Here is a 14,689-nt window from a genome sequence, read left to right as displayed (position 1 = left end):
GGCCGACCTTCTCACCGCTGTCGACAACGTCAAACCTGACCGGACAGCCGAAGACCTACTCTTCCAGGTTCTTGTGGACTGGGGCGTCGACCTGACGCTGCCCATCCGCAGCGAGACCGTGCAGGGCAAGACCGTGTTTTTTGTCGACGACAACGCGCTAGTTGCATGCTTTGACACTGGCATCACCGAGGATCTGGTAAAGGAGCTGGCCAAGCATGAGCCGCTACGGGTCGTGTTTCGCGATCACGGCTTCATCTCGGATGCGGTGAAGATCAACGTTGAACAGATCTTCCGCCAGCTCTCCCCCACTACCGACGTCAAGACGATTTAACCGGGAAGATTGAGAATACGTAATGCCACTCGCACTGCCCCAAACGAGTGGCGGCTAGATCCAGAAATTTCCCGAGCGACGCTGTCACGGTTCAGAAGTTACAGAAGACAACGGCACTAAACGAATTGCATGACGAGCAAGAACACAAAAACAGAAAGCGACCCGATGAACACAGATTTCTTTAAAGACGCGACCGACGTAGTGCTTGAAGTCGAAGTAAACCCTGATGCCGCAGCTCGGTTTGAGTCTCGATATCGGGCCATAACCGGTTCGGACCCAAAGCTCGGAGTGGGTTACCAACACCAGCCAAACAAATGGGGCCTAGAAGTCCGGGTGTATTTCAATAGTGAGGTGGATATGTCCGATGAGTTCACCTCTATTGACGTCTATGTCGAGCAAGGTGACCGACCTTATCGCAAGCTCTGGGTCTATAGATTGAACGACCGCGAATTTTTTTGGTCGCTCGTTGAAGCCGGATATCGACTTGGCGAAAACTGAATACTCTGACCATGCAAGGTAAACCGAGGGTGAAAACGTGACGATAGAAAAACTTGAAATGAAGACTCCTGAACTGTCACGGGATATCAAAACTCAGCTTGCCAAGTTACTGCCGGAACTTGTGACGGAGGTGAGGAACGAGACTGGCGAAATTGAGCAAGTTATTGATTTTGAGCTACTGAAGCGGATCCTCGATGGGCAAGCCACAGAGGGTATGCATGAGCGGTACCATTTAAACTGGCCGGGAAAGACTGCTGCACTCATCGAAGCCAATACATCATTGGAAAAAACCGTTCGTCCATCCGAAGCCGATAGTCTGCATTTTCAGAGCACCAAGAACCTTTTCATCGAAGGAGACAATTTAGACGGGCTAAAGCTGATCCGCGAGAGCTACCTGGGGAAAGTTGATATGATTTATATTGACCCACCCTACAACACAGGAAGTGACCTAATTTACAACGATCAATATAAGTTGGGCGCGGACGAATACCTCGAAAAGTCGGGGCAAGTTGATGGAATGGGGGGTAAGCTGGTAGCAAACTCTCAAACCAACGGTCGCTTTCATTCTGACTGGCTATCGATGATGTATCCTCGGCTACGAATAGCCCGCCAACTTATGTCCGATCAGGGGCTTATTTTTATTTCGATCGATGACAATGAGCGCGCTAACCTACAGAAGCTTTGCGAAGAGGTCTTTGGGGCCAGTAATTTCTTGGGCTGTTTCGTTTGGAAGCGCCGCAGTGGCGCCATGGATGCTGTGACCAACCTCAGTGAAGACCATGAGTACGTTTTGGTCTACTCGAAGTCGCAAGCCACCCTAAAGGGCGTTGAAAGAACATTTGAAAAATATAAGAACCCAGACAACGATCCTCGGGGGCCTTGGATCTCAGATAACCTCAGCGCAGGAAAACCGGGTGGCGATACATACTATCCGATAACAGACCCAGAATCTGGACACGAGTATCTTCCCCCTAAGGGAAGATACTGGCCTTACAGCCGCCAAACTATGGCGCAAAAGATTTCTGAAGGCCGTGTTATATTTCCTAAAGGGCCGACGGGCACTCCAATGCTGAAGCGCTTTGCATCTGAGGCAATGAAACCCACAATACCAGTATCATCTTGGATTGAGCGCCCTGCTGGTGGCGGCGGGCAAAGTACAATCGTTTCTCCAATGAATAGTTCCGCAACGACGGCGTTAAAAAACCTTTTCGGGGGCAAGCTTTTTTCATTTCCCAAGCCGGTTGAGTTAATAAGAGCACTAATTGATCAGGGAGCAGACAAAGACTCGATAGTTTTAGATTTTTTTGCAGGCTCAGGAACCACTGCTCAAGCAGTTTTCGAATGCAACGCGGCTGACGGCGGTAACCGTCGATGTATTCTGATTCAGCTGCCGGAGACAATTGACGAGGGATCAGACGCATTTAAAGAAGGTTACGAGACCATTGCGGATTTTTCGAAAGAACGGGTACGCCGCGCTGGAGAAAAGATCCTTGAAGGGAAGTGTGATCCCGGCTGGAACAAGGACGTCGGCTTCCGGGTTCTAAAAATCGACACATCGAACATGGAGGACGTTTTTTACCGTCCTGATGAGGTCAAACAAGCCGACCTTCTCACCGCTGTCGACAACGTCAAACCTGACCGGACAGCCGAAGACCTACTCTTCCAGGTTCTTGTGGACTGGGGCGTCGACCTGACGCTGCCCATCCGCAGCGAGACCGTGCAGGGCAAGACCGTGTTTTTTGTCGACGACAACGCGCTAGTTGCATGCTTTGACACTGGCATCACCGAGGATCTGGTAAAGGAGCTGGCCAAGCATGAGCCGCTACGGGTCGTGTTTCGCGATCACGGCTTCATCTCGGATGCGGTGAAGATCAATGTCGAGCAAATCTTTCGTCAGGTTTCCGTCACGACAGATGTTAAGGCGATCTAAATGCCAACAATCACGGAAATTCGACATGTCGCTAAGTCTGAACGCTATTGGATCTTTGTAGATGGCCAATACTGCACGAGCGTAAGAGTTAGAACTTTTCCAGCGCTCGAACTTGCGGTTGGGCAAGAGATTACTTGCGATGAAGTTATCGAGCTCGAGAATTTTCATTGGAAACATAAATATGGCGAGAAAGCCTGGGAGAAAGAAAAAGTTCGAATTGATCGTGTAAGGAACATTATCGAAACCAAGTTTCCAAGACTCAAAGTCTCTGTTGTTGGTTTCGGAGCTGATTCGAATAAGTTTTTGGGAGAACATCCTGATGAGTCTGGAAAGCCCGACCTCTTGATAGAGGGACGAGACTCTGGTCGAAAATACTGCATGCTTGAGGTGTCAGGCACGGAATATATGCGCGGCGATAGCTATTGGGTGCGTCCAGACAAATTGAGTTACGCACAGAAAAATCCAACGGAAGATGTATGGGTCTGCCTTCATTACAGCCAGCCCTCTGAAAAGCTCGTTTTCATTAGACCAAAACCAGAAACTGACTACAGGCCGTCTGAGAAGGAAATACGAGGCTCAATCGAGCATTATGTTGAATTTTCAGAGCATTCGGACGAGCACAAAAGTGCCGATGACTTCTTCGACCACCTACTTTCGAAGAGGGATCTTAAATGAGGGAGATTGCGGGAAGATGAAGCTCAAGTTCAAGGTTCAACCCTATCAAACCAATGCCGTCGCTTCCGTAGTAGACTGTTTTTCCGGTCAGCCGATGGCCAGTGGCGTCAACTATCGGATCGATCCAGGCCGCAAGGCACAGACCAGCGCGTTCGAGGAAGGCTTCAAGAATGCGGATATCGCGCTTAGCGAGGTACAGGTGTTGGCAAATATTCAGGATGTGCAACGCCGTCAGAATCTTCCGATCAGCCAAAGCCTCATCGACTTCACCGGCGCCAACGCGCGTGGTGAACAGACACCAGCGCCAGCGACCTACACTCGCGATGCACTGGCCGCTAGCCGCTATCACCTCGACGTCGAGATGGAGACCGGCACCGGCAAGACCTACTGCTATATCAAAACCATCTTCGAAATGAACAAACGCTTCGGTTGGTCGAAGTTCATCATCATGGTGCCCAGCATCGCCATCCGCGAAGGCGTTTACAAATCGCTTCAGATCACAGCTGACCATTTCACGGAAAGCTACGGCAAGAAGGCGCGGTTTTTCATCTACAACTCAAAGCGGCTGCATGAGTTGGAAAGCTTCTCGTCAGACGCTGGAATCAACATCATGGTCATCAATATTCAGGCCTTTGCTTCCCGTGGAGCAGATAATCGTCGCATTTACGACGAACTCGACGACTTCCAATCCCGCCGTCCCATTGACGTGATCGCCAGCAACCGGCCGATCCTGATCCTAGACGAGCCGCAAAAGATGCAGGGAAACGCAACGATGGCAGCATTGCCAAAGTTCAAGCCGCTGATGGTACTGCGCTATTCAGCAACCCACAGGACCCAGCACAACCGGATCCATCGCCTGGACGCCTTGGATGCCTACAACCAAAAGCTTGTTAAGAAGATCGCGGTACGTGGAATCCAGACCCGCGGCCTGGCTGGAACCAATGCCTACCTTTACCTCGAGGGGATCGACATCTCGAAGAAGGCTCCGGTTGCTCGGATCGAAATGGAAGTGAAGCTGAAGACCGGCGAAATCAAACGGCAACTTCGGAGGCTAGAGTTTCGCGACGATCTTTTCACCCTTTCAGGGGAGCTGGATCAGTACAAAGGCTTTACGATCTCTCAGATCGACTACAACCACGACACCGTGGAATTTACCAACGGCGAAGTTCTAACGGCTGGTGAGGCCACCGGCGACGTTTCAGAGCGCGACATCCGGAGGATCCAGATCCGCGAGACGATCAAAGCGCATTTCGAAAAGGAAAAGCAGCTCTTCGCTCAAGGGATTAAGGTGCTTTCGCTGTTTTTCATCGATGAGGTGGTTAAGTACCGCGATTACGGTCAGCCGGATGAAAATGGAGAGTACGCCAGGGTATTCGAAGAAGAATACGAACTTCTGAAGGACGAGTATCTTTCAGAGCTGGCAATCGACAACGATGCCTACCGTAAATATCTCAAGGCTATTGACGTAACGAAGACTCACAACGGCTATTTCTCAATCGACAAAAAAACCAAACAGTTGAAGGATCCCGTGGTCGGTGCGCGAGCCGTCGATTCCGATGATGTCGACGCTTATGATCTCATACTGAAAGACAAGGAAAGCTTGCTAAGCCTTCCCGGCCCAACCGACAGCCCCGATCAACGGGCAAAAAGAGAGGTTCGCTTCATTTTCTCTCACTCTGCGCTACGGGAGGGGTGGGACAACCCAAATGTCTTTGCCATGTGCATGTTGAAGCACAGCGACAATACGATCTCTCGACGACAGGAAGTCGGTCGAGGCTTGCGACTATCGGTAAACCAGCACGGCGACAGAATGGACCACCCGGCGGTAGTTCATGACATCAATGTTCTTACGGTGATCGCGAGCGAAAGCTACAAGGATTTCGTGGGCGGGCTTCAGAAGGAAATTTCGGAGACTTTGTCCTCACGGCCCCGGCAGGCCACCGAAACCTACTTTACAGGAAAGACCATCACGACCGATTCGGGCCCTGTTGAAATCACGCCTGCAATGGCCAAGCAGGTGTACAGATACCTCGTCAAGAATGATTACACGGACGACACTGATCAAATTTCTGAATACTATCACAAGGCAAAAGAAGCAGGCACTCTGGTCGAGTTGCCAGATGAACTCAAGCCGCATGCCGAACAGATATTCCAGCTCATTGACAGTGTGTTTAGCGACGCACAGCTGCCTAAAGTTGACGATGGGCGAAAGCCAAAGACCAACCCACTAAATGCTAACTTCGAGAAAAAGGAGTTCCAAGAACTCTGGTCGCGGATCAATCGGAAAGCAGTCTATCGCGTGGACTTCGACTCAGCTGAGTTAGTTCGAAAATGCGTCAGCGCCATCGACAGCCAACTCCGCGTTACGCCACTTCAGTATACCGTTCAAGCAGGCGTTCAGACAGATGGGATTACTGACGATCAGTTGAAGGCTGGCGACGGCTTCGAAGTCACCACCACTTCCATCCAACATGGCGGCTCGGTTTACTCTCGAGTAAAATATGACTTGGTCGGCAAGATCGCAGAAAACTCTCAGCTTACGCGCCAATCAACCGCGGAAATCCTTTCGGGCCTAGAGGCCAGCATCTTTGCTCAGTTTCAGCAGAATCCGGAACACTTCATCGCAGAGGCGTCACGACTAATTGCCGAGCAGAAGGCGACGATGGTCATCGAGCGTCTGAATTATGACGAGGTCGCTGACCGCTACGACGTCGATATCTTTACCGCCAATCAAACTGGTCAAGATTTCTCACGTGCGAGCTCCAAGCTAAAAAACCACGTCTACGATTATGTTGTAACGGACTCTGATGTTGAAAAGCGGTTCGTGGCAGACTTGGACACAAGTACAGAAGTGGTCGTTTACGCCAAGCTTCCTCGTGGCTTCCTGATTCCTACGCCAGTTGGAGATTACAACCCAGATTGGGCAATCTCTTTCAAAGATGGGGGCGTGAAACACATCTATTTCGTCGCTGAAACAAAAGGTTCGATGTCTACGATGAAACTGCGCGAGATCGAAAAAACCAAAATCGAGTGCGCTAGAAAATTCTTCGATGAAATCAATCAGACGATTTCACAAAATAAAGTGAAATACGAGGTCGTCACTGACTACGCAAAGCTAATGGATATCGTCGGCCCAGTGGCATGATGAAGCCACGCTCGATCAACATTTTTCTCCTCGACGGCGACCCGAATGGCATCCGGGTGGCACAGATCTCGATGTCGACAATCCAGGCGATCGCCTTCCGACGCAACCAACTTCGCCGGGTTCGTGAAGCTTTCCCGGAGATCGAGCGGCCAGGCGTGTACATCCTGATTGGGGCCGATGAAGAGGCGCAAGACCGGCAGCTTGCATATATCGGCGAGTCCGAAGGCGTCGGCGCTCGACTATCGTATCACAACTCGAATGAGGCCGGTCGCGATGCCAAGGGCTTCTGGACCGATACGGTCGTGCTGATCAGCAAGGACGAGAACCTGACCAAGAGCCATGCGCGTTATGTGGAAGCCTGCCTGATCCGGGGCGTTGCAAGCAATCCGCGCTGGACCCTGCCCAATACGCGCATGCCCTCTGATGACGCTGGTAAGTTGCCGCTCCCTGACCGCGCAGCCATGGACGAGTTCGTGGATCAGACAAAAACGCTGGTTGGAGCCCTCGGCTGGGATCTTTTCCGAGAAATTCGTGGTCGAACGCCGGAGCAGAGTGCAGATAGAGACCTTTCAAAGGCTGAGCTCCATGGAAGCCCTCGGTTCTTCTTCCGAGGCGAGGGCTTCGCCGCAGAGATGGAGATCGGGCCCTCTGGCGATTTCTTAGTTGTAGCGGGGTCGAGGGCAAGGGTTAGGACGACGCGAACTATACCGAGGGGTACGATCACGCTGCGAAACACCCTCGTCGAAAAAGGCGTTCTCCAACAGGAAGGCGATTTTCTCGTCTTCACAAGCGCCTACAGCTTCACGTCTGCTTCTGCCGCAGCTGCTACCGTTATTGGCGCGAGTGCGAATGGCCGGATCCTTTGGAAGCTCTCGGATGGACGCTCCTACGCGGATTGGGAGGCAAATCAGGACGAGGCTGGGGGCACCACAGAGCCTTGACGGCCATTATTGTCCAGAACAACCTGCATTCCACCTTCAACCGGCTCGGCACAGCCGAGCGTGCTCCCGCATTAAGGCGTAGTCGCTTAGCATCTCCGCAATCTCCGATCCCTCAGGAAGCAGTGCCAGCTCCTCCGCCGCCCGCGCCTGGAACTCCCTGCCATATTCCACGACCGGCGGACACGCTGCCACGCTGACCGTTTCAAAACCCGCCGCCGCGCAGCCGGTCAACCAGCTCGCCCCGATCACGAGGACGACGAGCTGCAGCCTCCAGCATCCTTCTTTGCAAGTCATTGGCCTTTTCCATATTTTCGAGCTTCTCGGACAGCCGCCCTGCGCGTTCGCCCGAGCGGCGGAGGGCCAGCAGGAACAGAAGGATCGCGAGGGCGGTGACGCCGTAGTGGAGCGCCGAGCGCGCCCATGCAGATCCGGCGAGCGTCGCCAAGAACCCACTGATCACCGTCGCCCCCGCTTCCAGTCGTCGAGCCGGGCATAGATCGTGACCGCGATGCCACCGAGGGCCACCGCGATGAATACCCAGCGAAGCGTGTCGAGATACGGAATTAGCGGCAGGATCGCGGTCTGGGTCTCGGCAAGAACGTTTTGCGCGACCTCGACCCCGCCCGCGCCGAGTGTCGCCACTCCCGCAGCGCCACCGCCCTTCATAGTCCGGCTCTGCGCCAGAACCTCGCGCGCAGGCGGGGTTTCGGCTGCAAATGCCGTCGCCCGGACTGGGAACCGCTCGCCCCACTGGCGCGAGGGGCCGAGGTCGACATGCATGAACCCCGAGCGCGGATAAAAACCGAACCCTAGGAATCCGACCTCGCGAGCCGCCGCCTCGAAGGCCACCGGGTCGTGGTTCGTCATGGCGATGTCGAACGCCGCGCCGTTCATGTGCTTCGAGCGGGTTGCACCGCCGACGGCGCGATTGTGTTCTGGGCTGCGATAAGCGGAACGGACGATCAGCGGCTTGCCCAGCCGGTCCCGCAACGACTGGAGCTTGTCCAGCGCGGGTTCGTTGATGAGCAGCTTGCCGGTGCCTCTGCAGGCTATTTCGGCGGGCGAGAAGTTGGACCAGCGCCAGGTGTCGTCCGGCACGTCGCGCCAATGGTCGTAAAAGGTCGTGATCATGGTTTCCTCCAGAAACGAAGAAACCCGCCACCAGGGCGGGTTTGATTTGTCGGATCGTTCGTTCGTTTGTTCGGCTACGGCGATCCGCCGAAGATTTTGAGCTTCAGTGCAATCCCGGCGAGGAGCGCCAGCATCAAGCCGGTGGTGATGAGATGTACCGCTGTCTGAACGGCTGTGCGCCGCACGAAGCGGATGCAGTCCAAAAGTGAACGGAGATCGCGAATATCGAGGGCTGCGTCCTTGCCATCGATCCCGGCATCGGCCAGCGCGCGTTTGGCCCCTGCTTCGGCAGCGCGCGTCAGCATGGCCTGGAATTCAATTTCGGACATGCGCATGTCGCCCTGATCGGTTCGAGGCGGCGTCATGACGAAATAATCCCAACTTCTGTTGGCAGCGCGGCCGTGGTCCAGGGCGTGCTGTCGGCTGGGTTTAGATCCCATGTCGAATAGACCGGCGACGGCATATCCGCGGATGGCGTACCGGGGGATGCGTCATAGTCCACGCCGCCGATTCTCAGGAACCCTGCAATGCCTGTCGGCCCGGCCGTGCCAAGCTGGGCCAGCTGTTTCACATGCACACCCGCGATGGTCGAGGCTCCGCCCGGTCCTGTCGGCCCTGCCAGCGAAAACGACAGGCGCTGGCCGGCAATGTCGCTCGCCGCTCGGGTGGCGATGTCGCCGTCCTTCACCGCGTCCACCCCGCCTGAGAAGGCGTCATAGGTTGCGACCAGATCGGGCGTACGCCGAGCGAAGCGCCGCCCGATGGTCGAAACGCCATCGAGCACCGCAATGTGTGCGTAGTAGCAGGTGGTGTTGGTGTAGTAGTCGTGCAGCCCGTGGTTCTTCCAAATGCATCGGACCGGCTTTCCCTTGGCTCCGGTGTTCGGCGCGGTGGCGCTGCTCTGAAGAACGCCGTCGACATAGAACTCGATGGTTATGTCCGCGCCGACCTGCACGCGCACATCCACCCAATAGGCCTGGCCCGACGCCGCAATAAAAGACGACCCGCCGTCCACATTGGTGTCGCCCATTGACATCGCGTGATACTTTTCATCGTCGCGCTCGGTTCGGACGCGTGCGATCAGCGCATTCGCATCATCGTAGAATTCGAGAAAGGTGCCGTCGGTGCCGATGATGTGGCCGCTATTGGCCGGCGACCGGTAGCGGAAGCCCAGCCAGACATCGCCGGAGGGGGCTCCCCACGAGGCCGAGAACGGGACAGAGGCCGTTTCGGTCGTCGTGATCTTGATGCAGTTGACGTCAAGATCGACATCGAACCCCGCGGCGTCGGTGCTGATGCGGCCCTCGACGCCCGCAAGGTCAGTGACCTGGTGTCCAAGATGGAGGATGTGGCTCATGGAATTACCTCGATGTAGAGAGCGGCCTCGGCGGCCGTGAGACGGGACTGGCCGCCCCATTCGTTGAAGATGTCGATACCCGGGATCGTGAGGCGCGCGTCGCTGCCAAAGCCGATCCAGAGCTGCGCCTCTGCGATGGTCAGCCGCACGGCCCCACCGCGATCGAGGAAGATCGCGGTCTCGGCGACAGTCAGACGCGCGTCGGCCCCGATCTCGGTCCAGGTTGAGACCTCGGCCACCTTGATGCCATCGGGCATGAAGAGCCGGATCGAGCGGGCCTGCCATGCTTCGTAGCTGATCGTCCCCGATGAGCGGCGCGCTTGCACCCGGACGTCGAAATGCTTGGTACCCGTCGGCGCGGCGAGGATCGGAACATCCTCCTTGGTCAGCGTGAGGCTGTTGGCTGTACCCACGTCGATCACGGCAGCGGGTGGTTCCAGCGTCGCGTCCGTGTCGGGATCGACCCAGCGGATTTCGACCGAGTAAGTGACTCCAGGCTCTGGCCCGATATCGCCCGCGTCATAGGCATCGAATACGCTGCTGGTCTGGGTGAGCCTGTCTCGATGGGACCAGGCCAGAAGGACCGGCCCGAGATTCAACACGTTCGGGTTAACGACCGACACACCGTTGCCGCGCAGATCACCGGGGGGCAGCGGACGTATGGCGCGGCTGGCCAGTGTCACTTCGTCCTCGGGCGCCTGTGCGAGTGGAAGCGTGCCGAAGCCAGTTTCGGGCAGCATCTTTATTGTCACCGTTTCGCCGGCAGCGAACCCCGCCTCGGACGCATTCGCCAGCTGCTGCCAGCAGATGATCGGCGTTCCCGCGGGATGGGTTTGCGGCACCGTGTCGAGACACCCGCGCCCGACGGTCAGCGCGGTGGCACTCACCCCGTCGATCCGAACCAGCTCCTCGCCGATCGCAGCCAGAGTGCCGATGGCCACGTCCCCGAGTCCGGTCCAGTTCCCGACGGTCAGCACGCTCTCGGCCGGATCGTCGCTGACGTCCGAGATAAGCAGTGCCGTTGGAACGAACTCGACCGCTTCTTCGAGCGTGTAGCCCGCCCCGCTGTCGCTCCAGACCTGCGCCGACAGCGCATCGGCCGAGGGACGTTCCCCAGCCGCGACGATCGCACCTGCATCGGGATCCTCGTCGAGAAGCGCATCGGCCTGTGCATGGCCCAACTCCTGGACGAGTAACCAGTATGGCGCTTCCGCCACCCAGCGGCGCGTCAGCGGCTTGGGCGGCAGGATCAGGCTTCCGGGATCGCCACTTTCACCGCCGACAAGGGCGGTCTCGCCAAGCCCGAAGACATCCTCGGCGATCTTGAGGCGCACACCGTTGGCCCGCCCGTCGCCATGATCGATCTCAACGATGCGGACCACTACGCCCTCAAGCCCACGCCGGGGATTGGACAAAACGACCACGTCGCCCGGATCGAGATTGGCGCCGGCACGGCTGACCGTGATCTCCCCCGACAGGATCGGTGCGGAGAGCGCCCGCAGGTCGCGCTCGGCGACCCGGACTGCAAGGGACTCGAAGCGAATGCCCGGGTAATCGACCGTGGCGCTCACCACCTGACCGAGGTCCTGCACGAGCGCGGTATCGGTGACGCTGACCGAACCAGTCTGGTCTGTGCGGGCGTCGGAAAACTTCGCCGTCACCGAGTTCACGAGATCAGCGGCTTCGCGACGCCCCAGCTCGCCCCAATCGACGACATTGGTCTCATCGAAGACCGGCAGCGTCTCGGGATCATAGTCGGCGCGGATCAGGCGCAATTCCCAGCGGCCCGAGCGGCGATCGACATAGAGATAGGCGTCGATGTGCTTCAGCACGTCGGCGATGAAATCCTCAATGGTTGACTCTCGTTGCCATAGGAGCGAGAGCCCAAACCCCTCGGAGAAGAGCGCATCCGCGGCGATGGCAAAGCTGGGCCCGATGTCAGAGAACGTATGCCCCAGCCCCCAGTCGCCATTGGTCAGACACTCCCGGATGATGTGCGCGGGGTTCATGTCGGGGCCTTGCCCGAAGGCCGCACGCAGCGAGGCCACCAGCGCATCCGGATCGCCAGGAGGCACCACCGGGACGCCATCGACCGGAGTGTTGTCGATCTGGGCAGTGGCGCTGGTATCTGAAAGCGCGATGTTGAAGGCGAAGACATCAACCTCCGAGATGCCGGAAAGCGTTGCGATGGCCGTCTGCAGGGTTGGAGCCGGGCTCGGCTCACCGTCTGTGACGAAGATCAGGATGCGGCGTTTGCCGCCTGAGCCATTGAAGAACGTTCCCGCCTGACTGACGGCGACCCCAAAATCCGTCCCGCCGCTCACGGAGCTCGAGAGCGCATCGACCCAGTCCTTCAGTTCGCTATAGGCCGTGGCATCGGCGTTGCGTCGCAGGATCGTGCCGGAAACGGAGGAGTTCCAGGTGACGATCTGGACGTCGTTGGGTTCGAGAGCGTTCTTGCCGATCTCTTCCACCAGCCGCGAGACGGCAGCGATCTGTGCCGCCATGCGCGATCCTGACATCGAGCCCGAGGCGTCCATGGCGATGTAGATCGCGGCATCGCCGATCCGGACTTCTGGCACGATCTGCGCTTTTTCGGGATACCATTGCGGACCGCCATCCTCGGCCTTCAGGATCCGCGTCAGGCGCACCGACCAGGGCTTGAGATAGGGGTTGAGGCCAAGAAACACCTGCCGCAGCACGAGGCTGCAGATCCCACGATAGCCGGGCACATCGGCTCCGGCTCGCGACGCGAGATAGTCGTTTTGCGCCTGGGTCGGCGCGCCCATCAACACGTCGATGTCGCCGACAACGCCGCCTTCGCGCTTTTCTCCGCCGAAGAGATTGGGCTTGTTGATCCGGATGCGCCCGCCTGCCGCCCCGCCGTTGAGGCTTGGCACACTGGCCGCATCCAACACCGCTGCCGATTGGGCTGTGAACGCCGTGGCAGCGGGCTCGACAAGCCACGTGGTTATGCCAGCGCCCGCATCATAACTCACGGCCTGAACCGTCACGGTCCGGGTCGTGTTGTCTGTCAGAAGCTGCAGGTCATAACTCTGGCCGAGCCGGATCCCGCTGAGCGAGCCCGGGAAACGGAGCTCGGCCACGCCGTCGCCCTCTGCCGCCGCGGCCGCGAACATACCCGTTACCGTGCCGTAGCTCGCCAGTGCGCCGACGCCAGTCCCGGCGGAACTGCTCTGTCCGGTGCCGATCGACCAGGCCGTGCGGTCATCGACGCGGATTTCACGGATGGCATCGACCGGCCCGTGACAGAGCGCGAGATGCGCCCCAAGCGAATATCGGTACCCGACGGTTTGCGACTTTGAACGACCGCCCATGGCTCAGGCCTCGCTCGCCGCACGCGCGGCGCGTTTCTCAGCCTCTGCGATCACGCGGAATGCCAGGGCATCACCAGTCGCAGCGAGCACGTCGGCTGGAAGCCCGTCTGCCAAGAAAGCCTGCCAGTCGAGGCCATGACGGCGGAACCATGGCCGCGCGCCCTGAAAGCACAGTCGGGACGCGCGCAAGTCCTGCACCGTGACGATCAAGTCTTCGTTCATTTCTTGCCGCCCTTCTTGCGGATCGGATCGACTTTGAGATCCCCCGCCCAGACGACATTCGGGCCGCGCAGCAACATGGTGCCGAAAACCACGGGGATCGGGCGGCCTTCCTCGGCCGTCGGCAGGTCGAAATCATCAAGCCCAGCCGCCTTCGGGGCTTCGAGTTTCGGTTTGGGTGAGAGCGCATAGGAGATCGCCGTCAGCACGAGGCTGGCGACGATCTGGACGACGAAGTTCCAGACCATGATGGGTTCTCAGATGTAGGTCAGACGATGCTGGTGCCGCCAAACGGATTGCGGCCGGGAATGTCGGGAAAGCCGCCGAAGTTCAGCAGGTTGCCGAACTTGGCCTTGCAGGTGTCACGCCGCAGATCACAGCCGGGGGCGATCTCGACGAGCGCCAGGGTTTCGGGATCGTCGATGGCCGCCTCCAGATCGGGCATGCGACCAGAGAGCGTCAGGGCATCCCCGACATGTCCGGAGATGAACCCCAGGATACCCGCGTGGCGCAGAATGCCACCCCGGAACCAGCCGTTTGGCAACAATGCGGCCTCGGGGACTGTGATCGTCAGGCCCTGATGCGCACTCGCCGTGCCCCCGACGAAAAACGTTTCGATGTCGAGGCGGCAGCCCCGGGAATAAAGCGCATGACGACAGAGACGTTGATATTTGGCGCGCACGCCTTCGCGGCGCATGGATGTGAAGAGGGATTCACAGCGTAGAGTGATGCGCCGACCTTCGACCCGAGCCGAGACCACTCGACCCTTCCAATGCGCAACCACCTCCGTCGGCACCTGTTCGTGGCCGCGAAAGATGGTCAGCGTCGTGACCGCACGACCACGGGGTCCGAGATAACGTCGGGCGAAGGGATCGGAGAGCGGAAAGGAGACGCTGAGATCGACCCGTCTAGGGTCGCTGCTCTGAACGACAGACCCTTGGCTGACGGGCGAAGGGTCCCAGATCAGATCCTCAGTCTCGTCGGCAATCGCCCCTGCAGGCGAAGTCCAGGCCGTAGCTCGGCTGGTGAACCGCCAGACCAGATCTCCTTCTGCAAAAAGATACAGGAAATACGGCCGCCCTTCGGCGGTCGAGGTTTCAGCAAGATCGTAGGTCATGTGGGTA

General features: G+C 57.7%; 13 protein-coding genes and 1 pseudogene. 6 read left to right on the top strand and 8 right to left on the bottom strand.

All coding sequences use genetic code 11. From position 1 onward, the window contains the following. From E0501_RS20090 to E0501_RS20065, 6 genes and pseudogenes are all read left to right on the top strand, one after another. A pseudogene (locus tag E0501_RS20090) lies at window positions 1-331 on the top strand (hypothetical protein); the annotation flags it as partial. 165 nt (window positions 332-496) lie between these two features. Then, entirely contained in the window at window positions 497-829 is a 333-nt protein-coding gene (locus tag E0501_RS20085) for a hypothetical protein (protein WP_137703198.1), read from the top strand. A 37-nt stretch (window positions 830-866) separates the two neighbouring features. Next, complete coding sequence (locus E0501_RS20080) at window positions 867-2,759, top strand: site-specific DNA-methyltransferase (RefSeq protein ID WP_137703197.1); 1,893 nt, start codon at window positions 867-869, stop codon at window positions 2,757-2,759. Then, on the top strand, window positions 2,760-3,434 hold the full coding sequence (locus E0501_RS20075) for a hypothetical protein (protein ID WP_137703196.1): 675 nt from the start codon (window positions 2,760-2,762) through the stop codon (window positions 3,432-3,434). Window positions 3,435-3,450: 16 nt separating this feature from the next. Further along, the gene (locus E0501_RS20070; protein ID WP_137703195.1) at window positions 3,451-6,579 is read left to right on the top strand and encodes a type III restriction-modification system endonuclease; all 3,129 of its coding nucleotides are present in this window, start codon (window positions 3,451-3,453) and stop codon (window positions 6,577-6,579) included. Then, window positions 6,576-7,520, top strand: coding sequence for a GIY-YIG nuclease family protein (locus tag E0501_RS20065; protein WP_235857924.1), 945 nt, complete (start codon window positions 6,576-6,578; stop codon window positions 7,518-7,520). Before E0501_RS20070 ends, E0501_RS20065 begins: the two co-directional genes overlap by 4 nt. A 202-nt stretch (window positions 7,521-7,722) precedes the next feature. On the opposite strand, the gene E0501_RS20055 is transcribed toward E0501_RS20065, so the two are convergent. From E0501_RS20055 to E0501_RS20020, 8 genes are all read right to left on the bottom strand, one after another. Continuing rightward, window positions 7,723-7,965 carry a hypothetical protein gene (locus E0501_RS20055; RefSeq protein ID WP_235857923.1) on the bottom strand — a complete coding sequence of 81 codons (243 nt, stop codon included), beginning with the start codon at window positions 7,963-7,965 and terminating at the stop codon, window positions 7,723-7,725. 11 nt (window positions 7,966-7,976) lie between these two features. Then, complete coding sequence (locus E0501_RS20050) at window positions 7,977-8,651, bottom strand: YcbK family protein (RefSeq protein ID WP_137703192.1); 675 nt, start codon at window positions 8,649-8,651, stop codon at window positions 7,977-7,979. Window positions 8,652-8,725: 74 nt separating this feature from the next. Then, window positions 8,726-8,986: a DUF6127 family protein gene (locus E0501_RS20045; RefSeq protein WP_235857922.1), complete on the bottom strand. Its 261-nt coding sequence runs from the start codon at window positions 8,984-8,986 to the stop codon at window positions 8,726-8,728. 26 nt (window positions 8,987-9,012) lie between these two features. Then, window positions 9,013-10,008: an FscB gene (locus tag E0501_RS20040; protein WP_137703190.1), complete on the bottom strand. Its 996-nt coding sequence runs from the start codon at window positions 10,006-10,008 to the stop codon at window positions 9,013-9,015. After that, window positions 10,005-13,346, bottom strand: coding sequence for a phage tail protein (locus E0501_RS20035; protein WP_137703189.1), 3,342 nt, complete (start codon window positions 13,344-13,346; stop codon window positions 10,005-10,007). The genes E0501_RS20040 and E0501_RS20035 overlap by 4 nt, the downstream gene beginning before the upstream one ends. Window positions 13,347-13,349: 3 nt before the next feature. Beyond that, window positions 13,350-13,568 (bottom strand): hypothetical protein, encoded by a 219-nt coding sequence (locus tag E0501_RS20030; protein WP_137703188.1) that lies wholly within the window; start codon window positions 13,566-13,568, stop codon window positions 13,350-13,352. Beyond that, a complete protein-coding gene (locus E0501_RS20025; protein ID WP_137703187.1) occupies window positions 13,565-13,813 on the bottom strand; it encodes a hypothetical protein in 249 nt (82 codons plus the stop codon). Before E0501_RS20025 ends, E0501_RS20030 begins: the two co-directional genes overlap by 4 nt. A gap of 20 nt (window positions 13,814-13,833) precedes the next feature. Continuing rightward, a complete protein-coding gene (locus tag E0501_RS20020) occupies window positions 13,834-14,682 on the bottom strand; it encodes a phage BR0599 family protein (protein WP_137703186.1) in 849 nt (282 codons plus the stop codon). Window positions 14,683-14,689 lie beyond the last annotated feature (7 nt).

This window comes from Marimonas lutisalis, assembly GCF_005434965.1.
GTDB lineage: Bacteria > Pseudomonadota > Alphaproteobacteria > Rhodobacterales > Rhodobacteraceae > Marimonas_A > Marimonas_A lutisalis.
The sequence above is the reverse complement of the archived record's forward strand: the minus strand, read 5'-3'. Positions and strand labels throughout refer to the sequence as shown.

Bases quoted from the DNA above. Each gene is read 5' to 3' on its own strand.
- E0501_RS20025 (WP_137703187.1), bottom strand. From the start codon at position 13,813: ATGGTCTGGAACTTCGTCGTCCAGATCGTCGCCAGCCTCGTGCTGACG.
- E0501_RS20035 (WP_137703189.1), bottom strand. From the start codon at position 13,346: ATGGGCGGTCGTTCAAAGTCGCAAACCGTCGGGTACCGATATTCGCTT.
- E0501_RS20030 (WP_137703188.1), bottom strand. From the start codon at position 13,568: ATGAACGAAGACTTGATCGTCACGGTGCAGGACTTGCGCGCGTCCCGA.
- E0501_RS20075 (WP_137703196.1), top strand. From the start codon at position 2,760: ATGCCAACAATCACGGAAATTCGACATGTCGCTAAGTCTGAACGCTAT.
- E0501_RS20050 (WP_137703192.1), bottom strand. From the start codon at position 8,651: ATGATCACGACCTTTTACGACCATTGGCGCGACGTGCCGGACGACACC.
- E0501_RS20040 (WP_137703190.1), bottom strand. From the start codon at position 10,008: ATGAGCCACATCCTCCATCTTGGACACCAGGTCACTGACCTTGCGGGC.
- E0501_RS20070 (WP_137703195.1), top strand. From the start codon at position 3,451: ATGAAGCTCAAGTTCAAGGTTCAACCCTATCAAACCAATGCCGTCGCT.
- E0501_RS20085 (WP_137703198.1), top strand. From the start codon at position 497: ATGAACACAGATTTCTTTAAAGACGCGACCGACGTAGTGCTTGAAGTC.
- E0501_RS20045 (WP_235857922.1), bottom strand. From the start codon at position 8,986: ATGCGCATGTCCGAAATTGAATTCCAGGCCATGCTGACGCGCGCTGCC.
- E0501_RS20065 (WP_235857924.1), top strand. From the start codon at position 6,576: ATGATGAAGCCACGCTCGATCAACATTTTTCTCCTCGACGGCGACCCG.
- E0501_RS20020 (WP_137703186.1), bottom strand. From the start codon at position 14,682: ATGACCTACGATCTTGCTGAAACCTCGACCGCCGAAGGGCGGCCGTAT.